Raw genomic sequence first — 24,490 nt, forward strand, 5'->3', positions numbered from 1 at the left:
AAAATTAGTTGCTTTTTATTTTAATGATTACAAAAATAATCGTTTTTAGTAATCAAATACTTTTATTTTCGCCAAGCTAAAGTTTCAATCAAATGTTGAACATCTTTCTTGATGTACTCAACAGCTGGAGCTAAAGAATCTGCTTTTGGTTCAGTTGAAAAATAAACTGATCCAGAAATAAAATTACTTACACTATCTGTGGCATGAAATTGAAGGTTAATAGCTGACTCACCTCCCAATTCATATAATGTACCAAAAACGCGTTTTTCTGGAAATTCAAACATTTGAGGAGAGATAAAACTAGCTTTTACAGTTTGTTTCTGAACAAAAGCTTCACTTTCTTTAATCTTCACTATTAAATCTTGTTTAGAACTTACAGGAAAATAAGTCAAGAAAATATTCGCTTTCATTTTTGGATAATAAACTATAAACCAATTTGGTTGTTTTCCTTGTTTTACTTCTCCAAAATTAGAATAATCAAAAGTGTAAGGTGCATTTTGATTAAATTTCTCGTATTTTGCTGTTGGGTATTCTAATCTTACCTGTCCAAGCGGTTTTACTACTTCGGATTGATCCGAACAAGACATAAAAAAAATAGCACTAATATATAATGCTACTATACATAAGGTTTTGTTTACGAGCTTTCGCTTCAGTAAATTATAATTCATTCTACTTTATTTCTGCTTCATTCTTTTAGAATGGTAAATCATCTTCACCCTCATCCATTGGAGTCGGAGCTACATTTGTTTCTTTATTTACCTGTTCTGGCTGATTGGTTGTTGGTCTTTGATCAGAATCTGTTTTTGGTGTTAAAAATTCAATAGAATTCGCAACAATTTCAGTTGTATAACGTGTTTGTCCGTTATCGTCCCATTTACGTGTTTTAATACGTCCTTCAACAAAAACTTTATCTCCTTTTTTTAAGTAACGCTCACACAACTCCGCTAATTTATTACGTGTTGTAATATTGTGCCATTCTGTTTCTGTAATACGCTCTCCTGTACGAGAAATATAAGATTCTGTTGTTGCAATAGGGAAACGTCCTATACAATTTTGTTCATCAAAATGATGTAATTTAACGTCATCTCCTAAATTTCCAATTAAGATAACTTTGTTAGTAGTACCGTTCATAGCTTTTCGTGGTTTTGATTTCGTGGCTTTAATATACAAAATTAATCTAAAAAATGATAATTTATAAATTTTTCAATAGGTTTTGGAAGTGGACAATTTTCTATATCATTTAAATTTATCCATTCAAAATCAGATACATTACGCAATTGCTCTATTTTAGACACATCAGCTGTATAACGGTAATACTTTATGAATAAATTTTGGTGTGATAAAATGTGTTTTTCTTCCGAAATAAAACCTAAATCCAAATGAATATTTTCCTTAATCAATAGCTCATTATCCAATAAATCTGTAGTAGTTTCTATCATCGGCAGCGTAAAAAGGTTTCTCCACACATCATTTCCTTCACGTTTTACTAAACCAATTTTACCTTCATTTTCAACTAAAATAAAATGCAAAAAACGGTTTGTTACTTTTGTTTTCTTCGTTTTAATAGGTAAATCAAGCACTTTATTTAGTCGTAAAGCCTCGCAAGATTCGTTTATAGGACATATTTCACATTTTGGTGCCTTCGGCAAACAAATTGTAGCTCCTAAATCCATTACAGCTTGATTGAAGTCGCCAGGACGTTTTTCATCGATTACTTCTAAACCTAAATCCCAAAAAACTTTTTTTGTTTTTGCTAATGAAATATCATCTTCAACATTAAAATATCTTGAAAACACACGAAACATATTTCCATCCACTGCAGGCACAGGCTCCTTATACACAATTGAAGCGATTGCAGCCGCTGTGTAATCGCCAATACCCTTCAATTTTTTTAATTCTTTAAAAGAATCTGGAAACACTCCATTTAACTCATTTGAAACAAATTGAGCCGTAAAATGCAAATTTCTTGCACGAGAATAATAACCTAACCCTTGCCATAACTTCAAAACCTTTTGTTCATCAGCATTTGCAAGGTCTTTAACTGTATCAAATTCTGTTATGAAATTAAGATAAAAATTCTTACCTTGCTCAACCCTTGTTTGTTGTAAGATAATTTCTGATAACCAAATATGGAACGGATTTAGAGTATTGCGCCAAGGTAATTCTCTCTTATTTTTGTCAAACCATGACAAAATCAGGTAGTTGAATTTCATAAAATCTGCTAAAATGCTTTTTTTGTTAAGATGTAATAGTTATATTTGCACCCGCTTTCAAATTTAAGAATAAGAAAAGGAATTATGACAAAGGCAGAAATAGTAAATAACATTTCAGGTAAGTTAGGACTTGAAAAGAGCGACACTCAAAGAGTAGTAGAATCGTTTATGGATGAGGTGATCAAATCATTAGTTAATGGTGAAAATGTTTACTTAAGAGGTTTTGGATCTTTTACTATTAAAACGAGAGCTGAAAAAACAGGTAGAAATATCACTAAAGGAACTTCTATCATCATCCCTGCTCATAACGTACCTACTTTCAAACCAGCAAAAACTTTCATCGAAGATGTAAAGTCTAGCGAAGCAAACGTAGTAAAATAACAAGTAAAATAATTGTATCATGCCAAGCGGAAAAAAACGTAAAAGACATAAGGTAGCGACGCACAAAAGAAAGAAACGTCGTCGTCTTAACAGACACAAAAAGAAAAAATAATAGACAGGTAACTGTTTAATATTTTAATCTTTTTTAAGATAGCACTTTTCAACTCAGGTTTTGGAAAGTGCTTTTATCATTTTTTAAAGATAAATTTTGTTAATTTTTGATGAGCAAAGAACTAGTTATTTCAGCACAAGCCGAACAAGTACGCATAGCAGTACTTGACGAAGGTCGTTTAATGGAATTTCATCAAGATTCCACAAACGATGGATTTGCTGTTGGTGACATTTACTTGGGAAAAATCAAAAAATTAGCGCCTAGCCTAAATGCAACATTTGTAGATATTGGGTATTCAAAAGATGCCTTTTTACATTATCATGATTTAGGTCCACAAATACGTTCTTCAAACACATTTGCTAAAACTGTTGTAAACGGAACGTATAAAACAGATAAACTGAAAAACTTCCGTATGGAGGAACCAATTGAAAAAGACGGATTAATTTCTGAAATTTTTGCTTCTGGTGACTCTGTTTTGGTTCAGATTACGAAAGAACCAATCCATACGAAAGGACCAAGAATTACATCTGAAATATCTATCGCTGGTAGATATTTGGTACTTGTACCATTTTCTAACAGAGTATCAATCTCTCAAAAAATTAAATCTAAGCCAGAAAGAGAACGTCTTACTAATATTTTAGAAGGATTAGCTCCAGAAGGATTCGGAATCATTATCCGTACAGTTGCAGAAAGTAAAAATGTAGATGAGTTACAAGCTGATTTAAATTATTTAATCAACAAATGGACTCAGATCTTTAAGAATCTACAGAAAAAACAAGCTCCTAGTAAGATTTTAAGTGAGATGGATCGTGCTTCTTCTATCTTAAGAGATAATTTTAATGACGAGTTTATTAAAATCTCTGTAGATGATGAACAATTAGCTGAGGAAATGCGCGAGTATTTAGAGGTTATTGCTCCTGAAAAAATCAGTTTAGTAAAGGAATATGACGACCCTTATGTTCCAATTTTTGAGAAGTTTAATGTAGAACGTCAAATTAAACAAGCTTTCGGAAAAACGGTTACAATCCCGCAATCGAAAGGTGCTTATTTGGTGATTGAACACACAGAAGCATTACACGTAATTGATGTAAACTCTGGAAATATCTCAAGAAATTCTAAAAATCAAGAAGAATCTGCCTTCGCAGTAAATAAAATTGCTGCTTCTGAAATTGCACGTCAATTAAAATTGCGTGATATGGGTGGAATTGTTGTTGTGGATTTTATTGATATGACAGATGCTGAACACAAGAAAGAGTTGTTCGAACATTTGAGAGCTGAAATGGCTAAAGACAAAGCAAAACATAAGATTTTGCCTCCAAGTAAATTTGGATTAATTCAAATCACAAGACAAAGAGTAAGACCAGAAATTAACTTTGTTACAACAGAAGAAAATCCAAACCAGGAATCGAATGAAGTTGAGGCACCGATCGTTACAATTGACAAGATTGAACAAGTGCTCTTGAATATCCTTGAACGTAAGGACAAAGATTTAAGTAAGATGTCTTTACATGTACACCCATTTGTTGCGGCGTACTTAAAACATGGATTACCAAGCATTCAGATGAAATGGTTATTGAAACACAAAAAGTGGATTAAGATTGTACCAAGAGATGCGTATAAATATTTACAATTCAACTTCTTGGATAAGAATCATAACACACTTTACAACGAATCAAATTAATAAAAGCCACTCTAAGAGTGGCTTTTAATTTTTATATAGTTCTTGTTTTATTCTCTATCAATTCCTTGTTGAATAGACTCACTTAATCTTTTGTCAAATTCAGCTCTGTAATCTTTGTATTCTTGTTCTGTAAAGACTTTTCCTTTTGTTGGTTTATTATATTTCAACGAATTATCAAGTACTAAATTCGTTAATTTATACGTTGAATAATTATCTGGTTTTTCAATATGTGTTCGGGTATATTCTAATACTAAACCAGGTAATCCAATCGCTTCGTCTGGTCCACATTTTGATTTAATTTGTGTAGAATACCAAACTTCATGTTTAATTACATTTTTTTCTAAAATAGCTTTCTTTACATCAAAACCATTAATCTTTTTCGTTTCTCTTGTTAATTTCCAATCGTTTTTAGGAATTGTTGATGAGATTAAAAATAATTTCCCATCCAATTCTTTAGATACTAAACTTTCGTTTTTTGTAAAATCTAAGTAGGTTTCTAAATCCTTTTCCATTCCCATAACCTGCATTGTTACAGCTGGACCTTGAGAATTTTTAACCTTTTCATACTCTTTTAACGAACATTGATTTTCATCACCCAACAATTCAATATAAACCGGTTTAGAAAATTGCTCTTCCATCATTCGATGTTGTTCTGTATTTCCATCAATTTTTATGAAATATCTTCTTTCGTATTCAGCCTTAAATTTATCTTGAGCGAATACTGAAAATGGTACAAGAAATAATAATAACGTCTTCATATCAAGTATTTAATTTATTTAAAATTAATCAATTAAATATTTTATATTCTTAATTATTTCCTAAATAACCATATAGAAAATAAAAAAATGCCTCTCGTTACTGAAAGGCATTTTTTATAAAATGAATAAAATATTGAAATTAAAAAACTTTTGCTATTTCTTTCTGCTCAATTTTATCGTGACATTCTTCTAATCCGTTTCTTTCAGCCTTACCAGCTTTCCAGTGAGAAGTACAGTAGAATTCATCTTTCTTCCACTCTAAATCATCTTTAAAGAATGTTTTTATTTTTTTAATTGACTGTGATTCACCCGCAACATAAGTAAAACGACTTCCGTCTTTACGTTTTGGGAATTTTTGACTTGTAACTAATTTTGCTAAAGCTGTTCCTTTTCCTCTTTGTGGATTAATAATCCATTTGAACTCTAAATTTGCTTTCGTTTCAATTTTATGTACATCATCCTTTGATGGAACCTCAACGCAAACTATTCCTTTCGTATTCGCAGGTAAAGATTCTATAATAACCGAAATTACAGGTAAACCTGTTAAATCAGCAGCTAAACAAACAAAATCAGCTTTAGGAGCTAATTCTTTCTTTTTCGCTTTCATAGAAACTCCGATACGATCACCGATTTGAGCATTTCTTGCCCAACGAGATCCAGGACCATTATCTCCATGATCGGCAACATCTACTATTAATTCGTTTTCAGAAGCATTAATTCCTCTTAAAGTATAAGTACGAGTAACAGGTTTAAATTTATCTGAAGGCGTATACCATTTATTTTTATCAGTATCATATTCAGCAAAATGAATATCTCTGATTCCTAATGGTGGAAACGATAATTTACACGTTCCTCCTAAAGTTGTCTCTTCAAAAACCTCAACATCATCGCTACCAATAAATAGACGAATTAAATGTGGAGTTACATATTCCTTACGTTTTAAGAAAAATTTTTCTTTTACAATTTTAGTTTTTTCAGCCATCCTTTTATTTAGATTAAATCTAATTATTAGCAAATCTAATCTAAATTTAGAATTAATAAAAATAATTTTAGCTCTCAATTTACATTTAACACAATTTTTATATTTTGTAAGAATAAATAGCCGTAATTTAAAGTGTTAGAACAAATAGATACAATGGAATTGATACACGAAAGCAGAATTTTACCAATAGAAGGAGGTTACAATTTTAGAGATTTAGGAGGAATTGTTACAAAAGACGAAACCATTATAAAGCCAAATTATTTAATCAGAACTGATGAATTAAGTAGATTAAATTCTAACGATTTAGGATTATTAGCTGATTTAAATGTGAAATCTGTTGTTGATTTTAGAACTTCTGAAGAAAGGAAAACTTCTGTTGACAAAGTTCCTATTACTTGTGAAAACGAATTTCATCTGGATATTATGGCTGCAAACATGAATGCTTTTATGGAAAAAATGCAAAGTGATGATAAAGATTATAAAAAAATGATGCAGCAATTTTATACCGATTTAGTTACAGAAGAAAATGCTGTAAAAGAATTTCAAGAGTTTTTCTCTATTTTACAAAACGAGGAAAATTGCTCTGTAATTTACCATTGTACTGCCGGAAAAGATAGAACAGGAATTGCAACGGCATTAATCTTAGAATCGTTAAATGTGGATTGGAATACAATTGAATCTGATTATTTGTTATCGAATAAATTTTTAGCAAAAAAATATGCTGCTTACATTGAACAGAATCCAACTTTGGCAGAAATATTCTTAGTTCAAGCAGAATATTTACAAGATGCGTTTGAGCAAATTCGTAAAACGTATTATTCTGTTGAAGATTATTTATCGGACAAATTAAAAGTCGATATCGACTTGATGAAAAAGATTTATACAACATAAAAAAGCGAGGATTAATCCTCGCTTTACTTTTATACTTTAAAATTCATGCGTTGAATTCGTACCGCATTCAAAATTGCTAATAACGCAACACCAACATCGGCAAAAACAGCTTCCCACATGTTAGATAAACCTCCTGCTCCAAGAATCATTACGATTCCTTTTACAACTAAAGCTAAAACTATATTCTGAATAACTATTTTTCTGGTTTCACGACCAATCTTAATCGCTGTTGCTATTTTATGAGGTTGATCGGTTTGTATCACAACATCAGCAGTTTCTATCGCTGCATCACTACCTAAACCACCCATCGCAATACCGACATCACTTAACGCTAAAACCGGTGCGTCATTGATTCCATCACCAACAAAAGCTATCACTTGATTTGGATCTTTCTTCAATTCGTTCATCTTTTCAACTTTACCTTCTGGTAAAAGACCTCCATACGCATTTGATAATCCGATTTCTTTTGCTACTTTTTGAGTAATTGAAACTTTATCACCACTCAACATGACTGTGTGATTAACGCCTAATTTTCTTAAATCAGAAATTGCTTGTTTTGCATCTGGTTTTAATTCGTCGGCTACAGTAATGTATCCTGCGTAGTTGTTATCAATTGCAACCACAACTATACTTTCTACAATTTGATCTATCGTTGATGGATAAGTAACACCGAAATGCTGCAATAATTTTCCGTTCCCAATCAAAACTTCTTTTCCATACACATGTCCTTTTAAACCTTTACCAGCTATTTCTTCTACATTATCTGCTTTCAAAGAAGTTGGATATTCACTCACAATTGCTTTTGCAATTGGATGAGTCGATTGAGATTCTATAGCTGAAACAATAGCTAAAAATTCGTTCTGATCAATTATAACAGATTCTATTTCCTGAACTTTAAAAACTCCTTGCGTTAATGTTCCTGTTTTGTCCATAACGACAGTCGTAACTTTACTCATTTGTTCCAAGAAATTAGAACCTTTGAATAAAATTCCATTTCGTGAAGCAGCTCCAATTCCACCAAAATATCCCAATGGAACTGAAATTACTAAAGCACAAGGACAAGAAACAACTAAGAAAATTAAACCACGATATAACCAATCTTTGAAATTATAATCGTCAACAAAAAGAGCTGGAATAAAAACCAAGGCAACAGCTAAGAAGAAAACAATTGGTGTATAAATTTTAGCAAACTTTCTAATAAACAACTCTGTTTTAGCTTTGCGTGAACTCGCTTCTTGTACCATCTGAAGAATCTTAGCAATTGAACTATCTTCAAATTTCTTTGTAGTAGTCATTTCAATTACATTCTCCAAATTCAACATTCCGGCTAAAACTTGTTCATCTTTTCGATAAACAGATGGTTTACTTTCACCTGTTAATGCAGATGTATTGAAACTTCCTTTATCAGATTTCATCGTTCCATCTAACGGAACTTTTTCACCAACACGAACTTGAATAGTTTCACCAATTTTAACTTCTTCTGGATGAACTTCTTTAAAAACTCCATCTCTAAAAACATTAGCTGTATTAGGTCTTACATCCAACAATGCTTTAATATTTCCTCTTGCTTTATTAACGGCAGCTTCTTGAAACATCTCTCCTATCGTATAAAACAACATAACTGCTACACCTTCTGGATATTCCTGAATAAAAAATGCGCCTATTGTAGCAATTCCCATCAAAGAAAATTCATTAAAGAAATCTTTCTTCGCAAATAATTCAAAAGCTTGTACCCAAACCGGATATGCAACTGGAGTATACGCTACAAGAAACCAAATTAATCGTATCCAATCATTTGCTAAAAACCAATCGGCTTTGATAATATATTGAAGTATTAATCCTAAAAAGAAAACAACTAAACTGAAAATTAAAATCCATTTACTTGTCGAATGATCATGGTCGTGATCATCGTGATGATGTTCCTTACTTTCGTGAGAATGATTATGAAGATGTTGTTCATCCTCTCCACAACATGTTTTACAATTTGACATAGCTTAATCATTTAAGTTCATATCAAATTTACAATAAAGCTAATGCAATTCAATTGCAAAGTTATTTAACACTGCAATGATCGCAGGTTCCTTTCAGGATAAACGAAGATTGTTCTGCCTGAAAATTTTTAGGAAGTTTAATCTCTGGTAAGTGAATATTACGTAAACAAAACGTTTGCTCACAAGTTGTACAATGAAAATGCGCATGAGTAAAATCTGTCGTGCATTGACAATTTGATTCACAAATTGCATATTTAATCGATCCTGTTCCGTCTTCTATCGTATGAACAAGATTCTTTTCCTCAAATTTCTTTAATGTTCTATAGATTGTTACACGATCTGCTGAATCCAACACAATTTCTAAATCCATTAAACTCATAGCCACATCAGAATGTAATAATTGATCTAAAACTAAAATTCGCATAGCTGTTGGATTAATCTTTCGTTCTGTTAATCGTTGCGTTAAGTTCTGTATTTCCATTATTCCCAGATTACATTTAAATCACGAAATTCTTGTATAGATTTACTGAAATTCGCAGAATTTATTTCTGGTTCATTTCTAGTACTAAAATTAAATAACTTTAAAATTTGAATTTCATCAACAACATCTTTAAAAACGATTTTAACATTAATTGGAACTCCAACCGTTAGCTTTGGATTAGTATCTGATGATTTATATAAATCAGCTTTATATACATTTCCGTTTAAATCTACAACAGAAAAATCTTGAATTATAGATGTCTTGTTTTCATCCTTTGATATTATTAAAAAATTAATAGAAATCGTCTTTTCTTTTCTATTTCCAACAACTTTTGTTATTTGATAAGTTGTATTATTTTTTTCTAATTTTAAAATTGGATTATTAATGTCCAACGCTTTTTTCAAGTATAAATTTTGAGATTTAACTGAATTAATTTCATTTCTTAAAGTATTAATTTCTTTTTTTATTTGATCAATTTCTGATTTTAATTCAGTTGTTGATTGACCAAAACCAAATGTAGAAAACAATAAAAATATAGTAAGTATAGTTTTATTCATTTTAATAAATATTTGACATATATAAAATTAACATTTTTAAATCATTTAAATAAGCTTTTAGCATTTAATAATATATTTGTTAACAATATAAAATAACAATTTTGAAAATAGAAATTGCCTGTTTTAATTTAGAATCTGCTTTAGTAGCTGCAAAGTCAAACGCAGATCGAATTGAATTTTGTGCAGATGCGCATTTGGGTGGAACAACACCTAAAAAAGATGATATTGAGACTTTAATAGCAAATTCAGATAAAGAATTAATGCTAATGATTCGTCCTCGAGGTGGCGATTTTAATTATTCTGATGGTGAATTTGAACAAATGAAATCAGACATAGAAACTTTTAAATCAATGAAAATTGATGGATTTGTTTTCGGTATTTTGAAAGAAAATAATGAAATAGATATTGACCGAAATATAGAATTAGTTGAACTTGCTTCTCCTTTAAAATGTGCTTTTCATCGTGCTTTTGATCGAACTTCTAATTTAGAAAATTCATTAGAACAAGTAATTCATTTAGGTTTTAAAACTATTCTTACTTCTGGATTAACTTCAAATGTAAATGACGGAAAAGAAAACTTGAAAAAATTAGTGGATTTAGCTCAAAATCGAATTGAAATCATGCCTGGAGGTGGATTACGTTCTTCCAATATCAATGAAATTAATTCGTTTACTAATGCAACTTACTTCCATTCTTCTGCCTTAGTGGATGATAGTGGAATTTCTAATTTAGAAGAAATAAATCAACTGAAAACTCTCATCGTTTAGGTCGAATAAAAATAATATCTTTGGCTTATGCTTTGGGACAATATTGTAGGACAAACCGAAATTAAAACGAAACTAAAACAATCGATCAAAGATGGTCGTATTAGTCATGCGCAATTATTTGCTGGGCCAGAAGGTTCAGGAGCTTTAGCTTTGGCTATGGCTTATGCACAACAAGTTTTATGTGGTGAAACCGAAAATAATTGTCACATCAAAGTTAATAATCTTCAACATCCTGATTTACATTTTTCATTCCCTTTTTCAGCAACTGATTCGGTTAAAAAGCCAATCGCAAAATTGTTAATGAATCAATGGAGAAGTTTTGTTCAAGAAAATATTTATGGAAATGTAAATGATTGGATGAAACATCTTGGAATAGAAAAAAAACAAGGTGCAATAAACGTTGATGAAGCCGACGAAATTGTTAAAACGTTAGCTTTAAATTCGTACGAAGGTGGATATAAAATTATGATCATTTGGATGCCTGAGTTGATGAATACAGCTGCTGCAAACAAATTATTAAAGATCATAGAAGAACCACCACAAAAAACACTTTTCTTATTGGTTTGTGAACGTGAAGATTTATTATTACCAACGATAACTTCTCGTTGTCAGTTGGTTAAAATTCCGAAAATTGAAAATCAAGAGATTGAAAATTTCTTAATTCAGAAAGAAAATTTTGGTCAAGAAAAGGCGAAGCATTTAGCTTTTTTATCAAACGGAAATCTTCGTGATGCTTTTGCTTTAATGCAAAACTCAAATAAAGTTTTTGACAGTTATTTCGTTACTTGGGTTCGAAAAGCATTTATGGCTGCTAAAACACCTGTAGTTTTAAAAGATTTGATCGATTGGTCGAATGAGATTTCAACTTGGTCTCGTGACGAACAAAAGAATTTTTTGAATTATTGTAGTGAAATATTTCGTCAAGCTTTGCTTAAAACTTATCAAGCACACGAGTTAGTCAATGTACAAATTCAAGTTGAAGGTTTTAAATGGGAAGGATTTGCTCAATTTATACACGGAGCAAATATTGAAGAAATTTTGGAGGAAATTAATGAAGCATCGTACCACATTGAAAGAAATGGAAATGCTAAGTTTATTTTACTTGATCTTTCAATCAAATTAACACGATTATTACATCGCAAAGCGACAGCATAAAAAAAGCCACTCGAATAGAGTGGCTTTCTAATTTGTCTTAATTCTTATTGAGCTTCTACTGGAGCTGCAGGCGCTACAGAATCTTCTACGATTACTGAATCTACAACAGGTGCATCAACTACTGTAGAATCTACTACTGTATCAACTGTATCAACTACTACTGTATCTTCAACTACAACTTCTGTCTTTTTTTCATTCCCACAAGACGCTAATAATAATCCTGTTACTGCGAAAGAAGCGAATACTAATTTTTTCATATTGATTTGTTTTTATTTAATTGCTTTATGAATACATTTCAAAATTAGTTGATAATCAGTCTATTAATATGTAAAATCAATGAAATATAATTGTAACATCAGTTATCCTTAATTTTAAAAAATAACAAATTGATATTCAAAACTATACATGTATTTTACAATCTATAAATTACAATTTTGTAAAATCAAAACATTATTCTATTTATCTAAATAAGAAATATTTAATCAAAAATAATCAAGTCATAATTCAATAATAAGTCAAAATAATTGAATTTATTTCCAATCTAACTCAAACTTGTATTGAAAGTCTGTATTGAAACAATTAATTCTTATTACATTTGTGAGGTATAAAATAAATTATAGATATGCTTGTAGTTTCTTACATTCAAGAAAACAAAGAAAGAGTTATTGAAGGATTAAAAAAACGTAACTTCAAGAACTTAGAGATTGTTGACGAAGTGTTAAATGTTGACGAACTTCGTCGTAAAACACAATTTGAATTAGATAATGTATTAGCAGAATCCAACAAATTAGCGAAAGAAGTAGGTAATTTGTTTAAGCAAGGTAAAGCGGAGGAAGCAAATGTATTAAAAGAAAAATCGGTTGAATTAAAATCTTCATCCAAAGAACTACAGGATATTTTATCGAAATACGAAGAGTCTTTAAAAGAATTGTTATATCAAATTCCAAACATTCCTCACGAAAGCGTTAAAGCTGGAAAAGATGCAGATGATAATGAAACAATTTTCGAACATGGAGTTGCTACTCCAAAACCTGAAAATTTACCTCACTGGGAAGTTGCTAAAAAATATGATTTAATTGATTTTGAATTAGGTGTTAAAATTACTGGTGCTGGTTTCCCTGTATACAAAGGAAAAGGAGCTCGTTTACAACGTGCTTTAGCGCAATTCTTTTTAGATTGTAATGCTGATGCAGGTTATGATGAAATTGTACCTCCTTTTGTAGTAAATGAAGCTTCTGGTTACGGAACTGGACAATTACCTGATAAAGAAGGGCAAATGTACTACGTAAACGAAGACGATTTATACTTAATCCCAACAGCTGAAGTTCCTGTAACAAACATTTACCGTGATGTAATTATCAAAGCGGAAGATTTACCAATTTGTAATACAGCATACTCTCCATGTTTCCGTCGTGAAGCTGGATCTTACGGGAAAGATGTACGTGGATTAAACCGTTTACACCAATTTGAGAAAGTTGAAATTGTACGTATCGAAAAACCTGAAAATTCTTACGAAGCATTAGAAGGAATGGTAGATCACGTTAAAACAATTTTAGAAAAATTAGAATTACCATACCGTATCTTACGTTTATGTGGTGGTGATGCTGGATTTACATCTGCCTTAACTTACGATTTCGAAGTATTCTCTGAAGCGCAAGAAAAATGGTTAGAAGTTTCTTCTGTATCTAACTTTGAAACTTTCCAAGCGAATCGTTTAAAATTACGTTACAAAGACGAAAACGGAACTCAATTAGCGCATACTTTAAATGGTTCAGCATTAGCTTTACCTCGTATTTTAGCTTCTATTTTAGAGAATCACCAACAAGCGGACGGATCTATTCGTATCCCAGAAGCTTTACGTCCTTACACTCGTTTCGACGTTATCAACTAAGAATTAGCTAATTCATATATACAGAAAAGCCTCGCATTTGCGAGGCTTTCTTTTTTATTATTAAAATGGAATTAAACCATTGCTTTTAATTCTTTTGCTAAACTATCTTCCCAGTTCGGAATTTCGATAGCATACGTTTGCTTAATTTTAGTTTTATCTAATAAACTATACGCAGGTCGTTTTGCCGGCGTAGGATAAGATGTTGTCGGAATTGGATTAATTTTAATCGATGAATTGGTTAATTCTTTAATTTTCGATGCAAAATCAAACCAAGAACATTCACCTTCATTCGAGTAATTATAAATACCGTAAGTTAATTCATCTTTCGACAAAATTTGAGCAATCGCATCTGCTAAATCAACCGCATTGGTTGGCGAACCTATTTGATCATTAATTACTCCTATTTCTTCCTTCTCATTAAACAACCAAAGCATTGTTTTAACGAAGTTTTTTGCATATTTAGAATAAACCCAAGCCGTACGGATAATAATCGTTTTTGGATTAGTTTCTAACGCTAACTGCTCACCTTCTAACTTAGTTTGTCCGTAAACTCCGATAGGATTTACTTGATCAGATTCTAATCGAGGAGTTGAAACAGTTCCGTCAAAAACATAATCAGTAGAAAGATGAATAAAAGGAATATCAGCTTTAGCTGTTGCTTCTGCTAAATTTTTAGTTGCTGTCGCATTTACTAAACGTGCATTATCAATATCAGATTCTGCTAAATCTACAGCCGTATAAGCTGCACAATTTACTACTGCATCAAATTTGTTTTCGTTGAAATAAGAAACTACTAAATCATTATTTGTAATATCTAATTCAGTTCTTGAAACAAATACAAAATCTAATTGATTATAATTATTTGAAACTTCTTTGATTGATTGACCTAATTGCCCATTTGCGCCAGTAACTAATATTCTTTTCATGCTGATTATTTTAAATTTTTAGCTTTAAAATCAGCGAAAGCCTGTGCTACTTTATCCTTTTCAGATAATAACATTTTATCAGCTGAGATTTGCCAATCGATATTTAAATCGACATCAATAGGATTTACTCCATCTTCAGACTCTTTATTATATCCATTATCACACTTGTAAAAAAATGTTGCTGTGTCTGAAATGACAGAAAAACCGTGTAAAAATCCTCTTGGAATAAACAATTGTCTTTTGTTATCTGCTGATAATTCTACCGCTACAGACTCTCCGTAAGTTGGCGATTCAGGACGAACATCAACCGCAACGTCAATTACAGCACCTTCAACCACACGAACTAATTTCGCTTGAGAATGTTCGCCTGCTTGCATATGTAATCCTCTAACAACACCGTAAGAAGATTTTGATTGATTATCTTGAACAAATGTTGGTTTATATCCAAGGATTTGTTCCATTTTATTCTCATTATAAGATTCAAAAAAATATCCTCTTTCGTCTTCAAAAACAGTTGGTTCTAAGATGAAACAACCTTTTAATTTAGTCTCAATTGCGTTCATGTACTGATATAAAAAAAGCCACTAATAATAGTGGCTTAAAGATATTTAAAATATGGATTATAGTCCTAATTCTTTTTTAACATCGTTGAATAAATCGTATCCACCGTTTTTGTAGATTGTTACACCTGCTGGCAATACATATTTAATTCCTTTTTTAGTAGCAGCAGAAGCGATTGCATCATTTACTCTTTTTTCGATTGGATCAAATAAAGCTTTTTCTTTAGCTACCATTTCTTCTTGAGCTGCTTGACGGTAAGCTTGGAATTTTTGTTGTAACTCTTGATCTTTCTCTTGGTACTTGTTAGCAACCATGATTTTTTGAGCTTCTTCTTGAGACTTTCCAGCTAATTGCGCTTGTGCACCTTCCATGAAAGTTTTGTACTCTGCTTCTAAAGAAGCGATTTTATCTTGGTGTTTTTTACCTAAAGCTTCTAAATCAGCTTCTGCTTTTTTGTAAGCTGGTAAAGCTTCTAATACTGCTTGAGTATCGATGTGAGCGATATCTTGAGCGAAAGTAATTACACTTCCGAAAACCATCATTGCGAAAAACGCTATTGCTTTTAATTGTTTCATTTCTGTTATGTTTAGTTTATTTATTACTTAATTATTTTTTTGTTGTTCCTCTGTTTTGAGAAGTTCCTGTTTTATTAGTTGTGTTCGTTTTATTACCCGTACTTGTTTTATTATTTGATGACGTTCTATTGTTTGTGTTCTGTTTTGGTGTATTCTCTGGTTTTAAAACATTCAAAACATCACGACTAATATCAAATTTTGGATCAGTATAAATCATTATCAAATCAGATCCTTTATCAAATACAAAGCTATAACCTCTTTTATCGGCAACTTGTTTTGTTGCATTATAAATTTGATCTTGAATTGGCTTTACAAGTGCTCTACGCATAAATACCAAATCTCCTGTTGGTCCGTATCGCTTTTCTTGTAAATCTTTAATCGCTTTAAGTTCATCAGCAATTTTCTTTTCTTGCTCTTTCACTTGTTCTGCGGTTAAAAGAATTTTTTCAGCCTCAAAAGCAGCTTGTACTTTAATTAAATTCTCGCTTTTTGCTTCGATTTCTTTTTGCCAGTTTTCTGTCTGTGTTTTTAATCTATTCTGAGAATTTGTATACTCTGGTAAATTCTCTAAAATATATTGTGTGTCTACATAACAGAACTTTTGTGCCGATACCGACCCTACTAATCCTAAGAAAACAACAACAAAGCTAATCCATCTTTTCATATTTAAGTCGTGTTAATTCTAAAACTGTGCCAAATAATTTTGTTACGCTAATGTAATAAAATTAGAATTGCTGACCAATAATAAAGTGAGTTTGCCATCCAGAACGTTCTGTTTGTCCAAATCCTTTATCAAATCCGTATCCGAAATCAAATCCTAATAATCCGAATGCTGCCATGTAAATACGTACACCAGCACCAACTGAACGTTTTAATTCGAATGGTTTATATTCACTTGTAGATCCCCAAACGTTACCTCCTTCTGCGAATGTTAAACCGTAAATTTTAGCTTGTTGGCTCATTGTAATTGGATAACGTAATTCTAATGAAAACTTGTTATAGATTGTTCCTCCACCTGTAGGAGTTAAATCACCAACTTGTCCACCACCTGTAGATGAATCTTCGTAACCACGTAATGCAACGATTTCACGACCATCGAAACGAGATTGAGATAATCCTGTTCCTCCTAAGTAAAATCTTTCGAAAGGAATAGTTCCAATTTTACGGTTGTATGTACCTAATGCACCAAATTCACCACCAACACGAACTACTAATTTACCAGCGATTTGCTTGTACCAGTATGCTTTTGCTTTTACTTTGTAATACTCTAACCACTCGAATTTTTCTGTATCAGACATTGTCGAGTAATCCTTTTCTTTCCCCATTAATGAATAAGGTAAAGTTGCAGTTACAGAAACACTCATTTCTGATCCATCTTCTGGGAAAATTGGATCTGGACCTGCAGAGTTACGCGTTAAACCTAATGTATAGTTGATATTATTAGATGAACCGTTTTCGTAATTTAAATTACCAACCGCTAAGTTATAATTATCAAAGTTATAACGTTGGAAAGATAACGAGTTTGATAAACGGAAGTAATCATCTGGCCAAGTTAATAACTTGTTTAACCCGATAGTTGCTCCTAAGATATCTAAATTAGCTTTTTCTCCCCATTGATCTGTATAACCATATTGAGATAAGTAAAATGATGTTGATAAAGCTGTAGGACGTTTACCACCAATCCATGGTTCTGTAAACGATAAGCTATAGTTTTTGTATCCGTTACCAGCTTGTGCACGAACAGATAATGATTGTCCATCTCCCATAGGAACTGGTTTCCAGGCTTCACCACGGAACATGTTTCCGATAGAAAAGTTACCAAACGTTAATCCTAAAGTTCCGATGAATGTACCTGCACCATAACCACCTTGTAACTCGATCTGAGAAGATGATTTTGGAGCAACTTTCCAATCGATATCTACTGTATTATTTTCTGGATTTGGCTTAATATCTGGAGAAATCTGTGTAGGCTCTAAATAACCTAAAGACGCTAACTCCATTAATGTACGACGAATCTCAGTTTTAGAGAATAAATCTCCAGGTTTAGTTCTTAACTCACGGTATAAAATATGGTCGTGAGCTTCAGTATTTCCTAAAATTGTTACTTTATTTAAAGTAGCTTGAGTTCCTTCGTAAATTTTTATTTCTAAATCAATAGTATCGTTTTTCACGTTTTTCTCTACAGGGAAAACACGAGCAAATAAATATCCATTATTCATGTATAATGTTTGTATATCATCGTCTTTATCAGAACCAGAGATTTTTTTATTAATCCCTACTGCATCATAACGATCTCCTGTTTTATAAGAAAAAACACGTTTTAATTGTTCAGAAGTATAGATAGAATTTCCAGAGAAAGTAACATCTCCTAAGAAATATGGTTTACCTTCTTCAACTTGTACTTTTACTACTAAATTTTTAGGATCCACTTGCATTATTGTATCAGATACAATCTTTGCATCACGGAAACCTACAGATTTGTATTCGTTAACTACGTTTTCTAAATCAGCCTGATATTTTTCAGGAATCATTTTAGAAGACTTAAAGACATTGATAGATTTACGTTTAGTATCTTTCATTGCTTTACGTAAACGTTTACTAGGTAATTCATTATTCCCTTCGAAAACAATGTTTTTAATCTTTACACGTTCACCTCTATCAACGTTTAAAATCAGATTTTGTTTATCTTTAGAACCGTCAACTGGAGTTTGTTCAACTTTTATTGTTGAATTTGGGAAACCCTTTCCAGTATAATATTCTTTGATTTTGTTGTTTGTTGAGTTGATTAAGTTATTTGTAATCTTAACTCCAGGATTTAATTTGTTAGCTTTAATAATATCCTCGCGCTGCGATTTTTTGATACCATTAATCTTAATATCTGCTAATTCTGGTACAGATACTAATTCTAATGTTAAAGTAACTTTATTTCCTTTAATCTCTTTGATGTAAATATCAATATCTGAGAACATTTTTGAACGCCATAATTTCTTAACGGCATTGTTCACTTTACTTCCAGGTAGTTCAATCTCTTCACCAATAGAGAAACCAGCGTAACGAATAATCTGATTTTTAGAGAATTTCGTATCACCTTTTACATCAATATCTTCTAATGTAAAAACTTTTGGATTCATATAATCCACCTCATAATTCTCTAGCTGAGTTGAAACAACGTTTTGTGTAGAATCCACCTGTGCGTGAGCCATGTAGGTTCCTAACATACACATTGTCCAAATAATTTTCTTCATAATCCCTCTATTTCCAGTTTCGATCAGTTCGTTAATTGTTCACTTATTTTACCGTAACGGCGCTCTCTTCCTTGGTAACTTAAAATAGCTTCGTAGAAAGTTTCATGGTTAAAATCTGGCCATAAAACTGGTGTGAAATACAATTCTGCGTATGCTATTTGCCAAAGTAAAAAGTTGCTAATGCGTGTTTCACCGCTTGTGCGAATCATAAGATCCACCATTGGCATATTGTGAGTATATAAATTTTGATGTACAAGTTCTTCGTTGATATCAGCTTCAGTAATAGATCCTTCTTTGTACTGATTTGCAATATTTTTTATTGCACTTAATATCTCCTCTTTTGAGCCATAGCTAAGAGCTAAAGTCAAAACAGTTCCTGTATTATCTTTAGTAAATTCAATTGCTTTTTCTAAATCCTTGCGTGCTGATGAAGGTAACTTCGATAAGTCGCCAATGATGTTAAAACGAACATTGTTTTGGTGAAGTTCTTTAATTTCTGCTTTGATAGAACTACTTAATAGTTTCATCAAAAATGTAACTTCTAATTTTGGACGATTCCAATTTTCTGTAGAAAATGCATAAAGTGTTAAATACTTTATTTCTAACCTCCTACAACTTTCAATAGATGACCTTACAGCTTTTAAGGCATTTTTATGCCCAAAAGTTCTTTCTTTTCCATTTTGTTTTGCCCAACGTCCATTACCATCCATAATGATAGCAACATGATCTGGCAAATTATTTTTGTCTATTTGATCTATTAAATTGATCTCCATTTTATATTTAATTGCAATAACACGGTGGTCTTCCAAAACTATAAGTAAGTGTAAAACCAGTTTGTACATACCAATCTTTATTACTTAAATTTCCGTATATTCGTTGATCAATTTGATTTTGAATATAAGAATCTTGGACTCCTTTATCTATTAATTGTTGTGTAAACTCACCAGTATTATAATCTAAAAAATCTTGATTAGTATATCTAAAACCTGATTCAAATGAAAGTAACCAATTATAATTTAATCTAAATTTGTACCCGACTCCAAAAGGTAAAACAACATTTGATTTTCGTTTAGTTCCCTCAACTATATCATTATTCTCTTTATTTAAATCATATTTCTTTGCCTTGGCTGAAAATAGTCCCCCACCAAAGAAAATATAGGGCGAATGGGCAAATTCTTGTGCCTCATTAATATTTTTAAAATTGTATTCAAATAATAATGCTCCTTCTAAAATATCATTTTTAAATTTTGCATCTCTATCAATTTTATATTGTTCACCCGACTTATAATCTCCTGCACCAACATTGGAATATGTTAAATTTAATCTAAACCCCATATGTGGATTAAAATTAAAACGATAAATTCCTCCTATAGAAATAGGCAAAACTATATCACCACCTCTTGCAGTTCTTGTTGGAAACGGATTAATATAATTTCCTTTTCCTACATCACCTATGACATTTGCGCCACCAGCAAAAATCCCGATTTCATGTCTTTGTGCTAAAACGCTTTGTGAAAAGCATAAAACAAAGATGAATAATAAAAATCTACTCATATATTAATGTTAATTTTTCGGCTTTTGCTTACTTTTCAAATGTTAATTTATCGAACAAATATAAACAAAAGTCAATTCAAGATAACTGATTTAACAAAAATTAAGACGATTTATTGTAATATTAATTTCTTTTATCTGATCCCCACAACATTTTATCTCTCAAAGTAGTAAAATAACTCGCCTCGTTTGCCTCAACTATATTGATTTTAAAATCTGCTTTAGTAATTCGTAATTCAACATCTGTAGTTAATGCTAAATTTCTCGAATCTAAAGATAAAAAATACTCATTCGCACGACTTCTAATCTTAAGATCGATGATTGAATCTTCTGAAACTATCAATGGACGAACATTTAAATTATGTGGAGCGACTGGAGTAATAATAAAATTTTGATTTGATGGATGCACAATTGGCCCACCACAGCTTAAATTATAACCTGTTGAACCTGTTGGAGTAGAAATAATCAATCCATCAGACCAAAAAGAATTTAAGAATTCATTATTTAATGAAGTATCAATTGTAATCATCGAAGTGGTTTCACGACGAGTTACAGTAATCTCGTTAATTGCAAAGTTGTTTTCAATTTCAACTCCGTCATTTCTTTCAATTTTTAAAAGAGAACGAGGAATAATATTATAATTTCCTTCAAAGAAATTATCTAATTGTTCTAATAAGACACTTTTGTTTATTGTTGCTAAAAAGCCTAAACGACCAGTATTTACACCAACAATCGGGATTTGAGATTCTCTCACAATTGTAGCAGCAGAAAGAATTGTACCATCGCCACCAAAAGAGAAAAAGAATTTAACACTTTTATCTAAATCTTCGTGAGAATTAAATGTTTCAACCTTTGTAAGATTTACATCTGTAAGAACAGAAATAGTTCGTAAAAACTTTTCTTCGATACAATAATTAATTTTATGTGCTGCCAAATAATTTAAAAAAGGCGTGATAATATCTTCTAAAGAAGTGCTTGTCTTTTGACCAAAAAGAGCAACTTTTACCATTATGTATTCATGTATTTTAAGAGTTGTGCATATCTTGTTTGCAATAACTCTTGTTTTTCATCATTATAAAATTTCTGAACCACTTGATAGCCGTATCTCTCAAAAGTTTCTCCGATTGATAATAAATTTGAAGAACTAAATCTGACCAATACATTGGATTGATCTTCTGTATTATCCATCAACATCAATCCGAAAATTTTTCCATTATTCGATTCAATAATATTAGTAATTACAGACATAGATAAGTCTTTAGATGCAATAGAAACTACCATAGACACAGCTAATTCTGAGATAAATGGAAACTTCGCCATCTCTTCTAAAATAGTTTGCTGCGTTACACATCCAACATATCTATTTTCTTTTGTAATTACAGGCAATACATTTGTGTGGTTCATGTACATTAATTGTATAGCATCTAATAAGGTATGATCTTCTGTCAAGAAAAAAGACTCTGTATAATCCTTTAATAAATCCTGATCTTCATCTCCAAACGTCAATTCAGCTAAATCTTCTTCAGCAATGTTACCTACAAAATCTAAACCATCAAAAATTGGTAGGTGTGTCAACTTCATATCTTGAACCATCTGTAGTAGATGTTCAGGAGAATAATTGATTTTTCCTGGTTTAATTTCTTTCGATAAGTATGCTGTTACGTACATGCTGCAAATTTAAAATTTTTAATAAGAAATGGGCTACAAATATGCTCCCATTTCGATTTTAACAGAAATTTAATACACTTGTTAAAAAACTGAATCATAATCAAATAAACAAATCTCATTCCAAAAGATTATGAATTAAAATTATTAAAAATCAGTGCATTTATTGTATATTGAATCATGATTTAATATTCAGCGAGATAGAATGAAAGTAATTTCGTAATTTTGCTGCATAGAATTTTAATATTCAGTATGAAAAACCCATTGTTTTACGCTAAAATCTTGTTATTTGGTGAATACGGAATTATCGAAAACTCGAAAGGTTTAACGATTCCTTACAACTTTTACCAAGGAGCTTTAAAGTTTGAAGAGTCTGAAATGACTGCTTCATCAAACGCTCATTTACGTAAGTACGCACAATTTTTATCAGAAAATTTTTCAGATTTATTTGATACTGAAGCTTTCAATAAAGATGTTGAAAACGGAATGTATTTCGATTCTAATATTCCACAAGGATACGGGGTTGGAAGTTCTGGTGCTTTAGTTGCTGCGATTTACAATAAATATGCGAAAAACAAAATTGTTATCGAAAATGATTTAACGAAAGAAAAAATCGCTGAATTAAAGCTAACTTTTGGGCAAATGGAATCATATTTCCACGGAAAATCGTCGGGAATTGATCCATTAATTTGTTACATGAATATTCCTTTATTAATTCAGTCGAAAGACGATATTTCTACAATTGGCTTACCTGAAGCTACTGTAAATGGTAAAGGTGCTGTATTTTTAATTAATTCTGGCGAGCCAGGAGAAACTGCTCCGATGGTTCAAATTTTCTTCGAAAAATTAAAAAACGACGGATTCCGTAAAACACTTAAAGAAGAATTTATTAAATACAATAATGCGTGTATTGAATACTTTGTAAAAGGAGAATACAATCCGTTATTTAATAATTTACAAAAATTATCTGTTTGGGCTTTTGAACATTTCAGACCTATGATTCCTCAGAAATTAGTAAATGCTTGGAAAACTGGAATTGATACCGACACCTATTACCTTAAACTTTGTGGATCTGGTGGAGGTGGATATGTTTTAGGATTTACCCAAGATTACGACAAAGCCAAAACTTATTTAAAAGACTTTAATACAGAAGTTATTTACCGTTTTTAAATCCTAAAATTTGTATAGAAGATGAGTTTGCAGAAGATAATAATTAAGCTTTTTGCTTTATTTTCTGTTATTAGAGGCTACAATCTAATTATCTTGATGTTGGCACAATATCTTGCGTGCTTATTTATTTTTGCACCAGAAGAGCGACATGTTACCATTCTTACAAATCTAAAAATTAATGGTATTATTTTATCTTCTATTCTTTGTGTTGCCGCGGGATATATCATCAATAATTTTTACGATTTAGAAAAAGATCGCATCAAACGTCCGATGCAATCCTACATCAACAAACAAGTTTCTCAAGGTTTTAAATTAAGTGTTTATATTACTTTAAATGCTATTGCATTAATTATTGCATCTACAGTTTCGTGGCGAGTACTACTGTACTTCTTTATTTATCAAGTATTGGTATGGTTTTATAGCCATAAGATGAATCGCTTTGCACTGATAAAAAACCTATATATGGTTATTCTTAGAACAATGCCTTTTTTCGCATTGGTCATCTACTTTGATAAATTTGATTTGACTCTATTTTTTCATGCTGGCTTTTTAACTATATTATTCCTAATCACAGATATTGTAAAAAATTTAGCTTCACAACGAGTAGATTTAATTTATAACTACAATTCAATTCCAATTAAATACGGAACAAGAACTACGAAGCGTATTATACATATATTAATCTTATTGGATATTTTATTAGGATGTTATCTAATTAAAAGCCATGAAATTGGATTAATGAAATATTTTTTCATGTTTTCAATTATCTGTTTCATTATAAACGGATTCCTTTTATGGAGAGGAAAGACAGAACAAGAATATAAGATTTTACACTATTTTTTTAAAGGAATGATAGTTGCAGGCGTATTTAGTATCTCGTTAATCGAAATAAATCCCTTAACTTTGCAAACTATTGCGCAAAATTTTAGGTAGCGCA

The 24,490-nt window shown here is 31.2% G+C and carries 26 protein-coding genes; 8 read left to right on the forward strand and 18 right to left on the reverse strand.

Annotated elements, in window-relative coordinates; all coding sequences use genetic code 11:
• Positions 1 to 62: 62 nt before the first annotated feature.
• Genes gldD through mutY form a run of 3 tightly spaced genes read right to left on the reverse strand, consistent with a single transcriptional unit; the run spans position 63 to position 2,213 of the window.
• The gene (gene gldD, locus EAH69_RS06780) at positions 63 to 668 is read right to left on the reverse strand and encodes a gliding motility lipoprotein GldD (RefSeq protein ID WP_121934434.1); all 606 of its coding nucleotides are present in this window, start codon (positions 666 to 668) and stop codon (positions 63 to 65) included.
• Between the two features lie 25 nt (positions 669 to 693).
• On the reverse strand, positions 694 to 1,131 hold the full coding sequence (locus tag EAH69_RS06785; RefSeq protein ID WP_121934435.1) for a single-stranded DNA-binding protein: 438 nt from the start codon (positions 1,129 to 1,131) through the stop codon (positions 694 to 696).
• A 41-nt stretch (positions 1,132 to 1,172) separates the two neighbouring features.
• Entirely contained in the window at positions 1,173 to 2,213 is a 1,041-nt protein-coding gene (mutY, locus tag EAH69_RS06790; RefSeq protein ID WP_121934436.1) for an A/G-specific adenine glycosylase, read from the reverse strand.
• Positions 2,214 to 2,297: 84 nt separating this feature from the next.
• On the opposite strand from mutY, the gene EAH69_RS06795 reads away from it, so the two are divergent.
• Positions 2,298 to 2,594 carry an HU family DNA-binding protein gene (locus tag EAH69_RS06795; protein ID WP_121934437.1) on the forward strand — a complete coding sequence of 99 codons (297 nt, stop codon included), beginning with the start codon at positions 2,298 to 2,300 and terminating at the stop codon, positions 2,592 to 2,594.
• Positions 2,595 to 2,815: 221 nt separating this feature from the next.
• A complete protein-coding gene (locus tag EAH69_RS06800) occupies positions 2,816 to 4,387 on the forward strand; it encodes an Rne/Rng family ribonuclease (RefSeq protein ID WP_121934438.1) in 1,572 nt (523 codons plus the stop codon).
• A gap of 47 nt (positions 4,388 to 4,434) precedes the next feature.
• On the opposite strand, the gene EAH69_RS06805 is transcribed toward EAH69_RS06800, so the two are convergent.
• A complete protein-coding gene (locus EAH69_RS06805) occupies positions 4,435 to 5,145 on the reverse strand; it encodes a GLPGLI family protein (protein WP_121934439.1) in 711 nt (236 codons plus the stop codon).
• 139 nt (positions 5,146 to 5,284) lie between these two features.
• The gene (locus EAH69_RS06810) at positions 5,285 to 6,127 is read right to left on the reverse strand and encodes a siderophore-interacting protein (protein WP_121934440.1); all 843 of its coding nucleotides are present in this window, start codon (positions 6,125 to 6,127) and stop codon (positions 5,285 to 5,287) included.
• A gap of 153 nt (positions 6,128 to 6,280) precedes the next feature.
• Here EAH69_RS06810 and EAH69_RS06815 point away from each other — a divergent pair, with 153 nt between their 5' ends.
• Positions 6,281 to 7,018, forward strand: coding sequence for a tyrosine-protein phosphatase (locus EAH69_RS06815; protein WP_147439105.1), 738 nt, complete (start codon positions 6,281 to 6,283; stop codon positions 7,016 to 7,018).
• 29 nt (positions 7,019 to 7,047) lie between these two features.
• Here EAH69_RS06815 and EAH69_RS06820 read toward each other — a convergent pair whose 3' ends face one another.
• From EAH69_RS06820 to EAH69_RS06830, 3 genes are all read right to left on the reverse strand, one after another.
• The gene (locus EAH69_RS06820; RefSeq protein ID WP_121934442.1) at positions 7,048 to 9,009 is read right to left on the reverse strand and encodes a heavy metal translocating P-type ATPase; all 1,962 of its coding nucleotides are present in this window, start codon (positions 9,007 to 9,009) and stop codon (positions 7,048 to 7,050) included.
• Positions 9,010 to 9,070: 61 nt separating this feature from the next.
• Positions 9,071 to 9,490: a Fur family transcriptional regulator gene (locus EAH69_RS06825; protein ID WP_121934443.1), complete on the reverse strand. Its 420-nt coding sequence runs from the start codon at positions 9,488 to 9,490 to the stop codon at positions 9,071 to 9,073.
• Positions 9,490 to 10,047, reverse strand: coding sequence for a transposase (locus EAH69_RS06830; protein WP_121934444.1), 558 nt, complete (start codon positions 10,045 to 10,047; stop codon positions 9,490 to 9,492). Before EAH69_RS06830 ends, EAH69_RS06825 begins: the two co-directional genes overlap by 1 nt.
• A 101-nt stretch (positions 10,048 to 10,148) precedes the next feature.
• Between EAH69_RS06830 and EAH69_RS06835 the strand changes: the two genes are divergently transcribed.
• On the forward strand, positions 10,149 to 10,814 hold the full coding sequence (locus EAH69_RS06835) for a copper homeostasis protein CutC (protein WP_317124733.1): 666 nt from the start codon (positions 10,149 to 10,151) through the stop codon (positions 10,812 to 10,814).
• Positions 10,815 to 10,841: 27 nt separating this feature from the next.
• Positions 10,842 to 11,969 carry a DNA polymerase III subunit gene (locus tag EAH69_RS06840; RefSeq protein WP_121934446.1) on the forward strand — a complete coding sequence of 376 codons (1,128 nt, stop codon included), beginning with the start codon at positions 10,842 to 10,844 and terminating at the stop codon, positions 11,967 to 11,969.
• A gap of 44 nt (positions 11,970 to 12,013) precedes the next feature.
• On the opposite strand, the gene EAH69_RS06845 is transcribed toward EAH69_RS06840, so the two are convergent.
• Positions 12,014 to 12,226, reverse strand: coding sequence for a hypothetical protein (locus EAH69_RS06845; protein ID WP_121934447.1), 213 nt, complete (start codon positions 12,224 to 12,226; stop codon positions 12,014 to 12,016).
• Between the two features lie 365 nt (positions 12,227 to 12,591).
• On the opposite strand from EAH69_RS06845, the gene serS reads away from it, so the two are divergent.
• Positions 12,592 to 13,860 (forward strand): serine--tRNA ligase, encoded by a 1,269-nt coding sequence (gene serS, locus EAH69_RS06850; RefSeq protein WP_121934448.1) that lies wholly within the window; start codon positions 12,592 to 12,594, stop codon positions 13,858 to 13,860.
• A 71-nt stretch (positions 13,861 to 13,931) separates the two neighbouring features.
• Here the strand turns inward: serS and rfbD are convergent, their stop codons facing one another.
• The 9 genes from rfbD to EAH69_RS06895 form a co-directional block, all read right to left on the reverse strand.
• Positions 13,932 to 14,786 (reverse strand): dTDP-4-dehydrorhamnose reductase, encoded by an 855-nt coding sequence (gene rfbD / locus EAH69_RS06855; protein ID WP_121934449.1) that lies wholly within the window; start codon positions 14,784 to 14,786, stop codon positions 13,932 to 13,934.
• A 5-nt stretch (positions 14,787 to 14,791) separates the two neighbouring features.
• Positions 14,792 to 15,349: a dTDP-4-dehydrorhamnose 3,5-epimerase gene (gene rfbC, locus EAH69_RS06860; protein ID WP_121934450.1), complete on the reverse strand. Its 558-nt coding sequence runs from the start codon at positions 15,347 to 15,349 to the stop codon at positions 14,792 to 14,794.
• 57 nt (positions 15,350 to 15,406) lie between these two features.
• Positions 15,407 to 15,922, reverse strand: coding sequence for an OmpH family outer membrane protein (locus tag EAH69_RS06865; RefSeq protein WP_121934451.1), 516 nt, complete (start codon positions 15,920 to 15,922; stop codon positions 15,407 to 15,409).
• Between the two features lie 31 nt (positions 15,923 to 15,953).
• The gene (locus EAH69_RS06870) at positions 15,954 to 16,586 is read right to left on the reverse strand and encodes an OmpH family outer membrane protein (RefSeq protein ID WP_121934452.1); all 633 of its coding nucleotides are present in this window, start codon (positions 16,584 to 16,586) and stop codon (positions 15,954 to 15,956) included.
• A gap of 61 nt (positions 16,587 to 16,647) precedes the next feature.
• The gene (gene bamA / locus EAH69_RS06875; protein WP_230466733.1) at positions 16,648 to 19,167 is read right to left on the reverse strand and encodes an outer membrane protein assembly factor BamA; all 2,520 of its coding nucleotides are present in this window, start codon (positions 19,165 to 19,167) and stop codon (positions 16,648 to 16,650) included.
• Between the two features lie 23 nt (positions 19,168 to 19,190).
• Positions 19,191 to 19,934 carry an isoprenyl transferase gene (locus tag EAH69_RS06880; protein WP_121934502.1) on the reverse strand — a complete coding sequence of 248 codons (744 nt, stop codon included), beginning with the start codon at positions 19,932 to 19,934 and terminating at the stop codon, positions 19,191 to 19,193.
• 13 nt (positions 19,935 to 19,947) lie between these two features.
• A complete protein-coding gene (porG, locus tag EAH69_RS06885) occupies positions 19,948 to 20,721 on the reverse strand; it encodes a type IX secretion system protein PorG (protein WP_121934454.1) in 774 nt (257 codons plus the stop codon).
• A 121-nt stretch (positions 20,722 to 20,842) separates the two neighbouring features.
• Entirely contained in the window at positions 20,843 to 21,727 is an 885-nt protein-coding gene (locus EAH69_RS06890; protein ID WP_121934455.1) for an NAD kinase, read from the reverse strand.
• Positions 21,727 to 22,386, reverse strand: a complete 660-nt coding sequence (locus EAH69_RS06895; RefSeq protein ID WP_121934456.1) for a CBS domain-containing protein — start codon at positions 22,384 to 22,386, stop codon at positions 21,727 to 21,729. Before EAH69_RS06895 ends, EAH69_RS06890 begins: the two co-directional genes overlap by 1 nt.
• Before the next feature lie 249 nt (positions 22,387 to 22,635).
• On the opposite strand from EAH69_RS06895, the gene EAH69_RS06900 reads away from it, so the two are divergent.
• A complete protein-coding gene (locus EAH69_RS06900; protein ID WP_121934457.1) occupies positions 22,636 to 23,553 on the forward strand; it encodes a mevalonate kinase family protein in 918 nt (305 codons plus the stop codon).
• Positions 23,554 to 23,574: 21 nt separating this feature from the next.
• The gene (locus tag EAH69_RS06905; RefSeq protein ID WP_121934458.1) at positions 23,575 to 24,486 is read left to right on the forward strand and encodes a geranylgeranylglycerol-phosphate geranylgeranyltransferase; all 912 of its coding nucleotides are present in this window, start codon (positions 23,575 to 23,577) and stop codon (positions 24,484 to 24,486) included.
• Positions 24,487 to 24,490 lie beyond the last annotated feature (4 nt).

This window comes from Faecalibacter macacae (assembly GCF_003687725.1).
GTDB lineage: Bacteria > Bacteroidota > Bacteroidia > Flavobacteriales > Weeksellaceae > Empedobacter > Empedobacter macacae.

Coding starts and splice junctions, on each gene's coding strand:
- porG (WP_121934454.1), bottom strand. CDS start 20,721: ATGAGTAGATTTTTATTATTCATCTTTGTTTTATGCTTTTCACAAAGC.
- mutY (WP_121934436.1), bottom strand. CDS start 2,213: ATGAAATTCAACTACCTGATTTTGTCATGGTTTGACAAAAATAAGAGA.
- EAH69_RS06785 (WP_121934435.1), bottom strand. CDS start 1,131: ATGAACGGTACTACTAACAAAGTTATCTTAATTGGAAATTTAGGAGAT.
- EAH69_RS06890 (WP_121934455.1), bottom strand. CDS start 21,727: ATGGTAAAAGTTGCTCTTTTTGGTCAAAAGACAAGCACTTCTTTAGAA.
- EAH69_RS06795 (WP_121934437.1), top strand. CDS start 2,298: ATGACAAAGGCAGAAATAGTAAATAACATTTCAGGTAAGTTAGGACTT.
- gldD (WP_121934434.1), bottom strand. CDS start 668: ATGAATTATAATTTACTGAAGCGAAAGCTCGTAAACAAAACCTTATGT.
- EAH69_RS06845 (WP_121934447.1), bottom strand. CDS start 12,226: ATGAAAAAATTAGTATTCGCTTCTTTCGCAGTAACAGGATTATTATTA.
- EAH69_RS06820 (WP_121934442.1), bottom strand. CDS start 9,009: ATGTCAAATTGTAAAACATGTTGTGGAGAGGATGAACAACATCTTCAT.
- EAH69_RS06800 (WP_121934438.1), top strand. CDS start 2,816: ATGAGCAAAGAACTAGTTATTTCAGCACAAGCCGAACAAGTACGCATA.
- EAH69_RS06840 (WP_121934446.1), top strand. CDS start 10,842: ATGCTTTGGGACAATATTGTAGGACAAACCGAAATTAAAACGAAACTA.
- EAH69_RS06895 (WP_121934456.1), bottom strand. CDS start 22,386: ATGTACGTAACAGCATACTTATCGAAAGAAATTAAACCAGGAAAAATC.
- EAH69_RS06815 (WP_147439105.1), top strand. CDS start 6,281: ATGGAATTGATACACGAAAGCAGAATTTTACCAATAGAAGGAGGTTAC.
- EAH69_RS06900 (WP_121934457.1), top strand. CDS start 22,636: ATGAAAAACCCATTGTTTTACGCTAAAATCTTGTTATTTGGTGAATAC.
- rfbD (WP_121934449.1), bottom strand. CDS start 14,786: ATGAAAAGAATATTAGTTACTGGCGCAAATGGGCAATTAGGTCAATCA.
- EAH69_RS06830 (WP_121934444.1), bottom strand. CDS start 10,047: ATGAATAAAACTATACTTACTATATTTTTATTGTTTTCTACATTTGGT.
- rfbC (WP_121934450.1), bottom strand. CDS start 15,349: ATGAACGCAATTGAGACTAAATTAAAAGGTTGTTTCATCTTAGAACCA.
- EAH69_RS06870 (WP_121934452.1), bottom strand. CDS start 16,586: ATGAAAAGATGGATTAGCTTTGTTGTTGTTTTCTTAGGATTAGTAGGG.
- bamA (WP_230466733.1), bottom strand. CDS start 19,167: ATGAAGAAAATTATTTGGACAATGTGTATGTTAGGAACCTACATGGCT.
- EAH69_RS06810 (WP_121934440.1), bottom strand. CDS start 6,127: ATGGCTGAAAAAACTAAAATTGTAAAAGAAAAATTTTTCTTAAAACGT.
- EAH69_RS06905 (WP_121934458.1), top strand. CDS start 23,575: ATGAGTTTGCAGAAGATAATAATTAAGCTTTTTGCTTTATTTTCTGTT.
- serS (WP_121934448.1), top strand. CDS start 12,592: ATGCTTGTAGTTTCTTACATTCAAGAAAACAAAGAAAGAGTTATTGAA.
- EAH69_RS06865 (WP_121934451.1), bottom strand. CDS start 15,922: ATGAAACAATTAAAAGCAATAGCGTTTTTCGCAATGATGGTTTTCGGA.
- EAH69_RS06825 (WP_121934443.1), bottom strand. CDS start 9,490: ATGGAAATACAGAACTTAACGCAACGATTAACAGAACGAAAGATTAAT.
- EAH69_RS06805 (WP_121934439.1), bottom strand. CDS start 5,145: ATGAAGACGTTATTATTATTTCTTGTACCATTTTCAGTATTCGCTCAA.